Source organism: Bradyrhizobium sp. P2_E8, from assembly GCF_056403875.1.
Map to the genome: position 1 here is coordinate 1 of NZ_JBFUES010001766.1, position 752 is coordinate 752.

The 752-nt window shown below is 66.9% G+C and carries 1 protein-coding gene and 1 pseudogene; one reads left to right on the plus strand and one right to left on the minus strand.

The window, feature by feature from the left end:
- Positions 1-208, minus strand: a pseudogene (locus tag AC1D00_RS43765) (hypothetical protein); the annotation flags it as partial.
- A gap of 103 nt (positions 209-311) precedes the next feature.
- Here AC1D00_RS43765 and AC1D00_RS43770 point away from each other — a divergent pair.
- On the plus strand, positions 312-752 hold a 441-nt coding region (locus AC1D00_RS43770; RefSeq protein WP_477015022.1), incomplete at its 3' end, for a cation:proton antiporter domain-containing protein.

Genomic DNA, 752 nt, shown 5'->3' on the forward strand with positions numbered 1-752 from the left:
CCCCCTTCGCCGTCTTCTCATTGTCGATCACCTCAGCGCAGGCGGAATTGGCCTTGTCCAGGTCGTCGCCGGCGGCAGCCGTGAGGCATGGCGCGATGTCGACCTGCGTGACGGCAGCCGGCTCGCCGCCGGTCGCCGCCAGAGCCACGCCGAGCGGGAGCGCGCAGAGCAATACGGCACCGGACAATTGAATGAGAAGAGAACGCATGGTCCTTGCAGTCGGAAAGGCTTGCCTTGAGGCCCACCTATCCAGCATACGGCCGGATTGGTGCTAGCTTGTGGCGCCGCTCAAATCGGTTTCGGGGATCGTCGTGTCGACATTCGAATGGATCATCGCGCTGCTGCTCGGCGCTGTTGGCTTATCGGCGCTGGCGCGGCGGATCAAGGTCCCCTACCCGACCTTTCTCGCCATCGGCGGCGCGCTGATCGCCTTCGTGCCGTCGAGCCCGACCTGGACGCTGGAGCCGGACCTGGCATTGGCGCTTTTTGTCGCACCGGTGCTGCTGGATGCGGCCTTCGACACCTCGCTGCGGGACCTGCGCAACAACTGGGTTCCAGTCTCGACCCTGGTGGTGGCCGCGGTCGGCCTGACTACGGTAGGCGTTGCCTACGTCGCGCACCGGCTGATGCCTGACATGCCCTGGGCCGCCGCGATCGCGCTCGGCGCCATCGTGGCACCGCCGGATGCCGCGGCGGCGGTCGCGATCCTGAGCCAGGTCAAGCTGCCGCACCGCATGGTGAAGGTGCTGGAG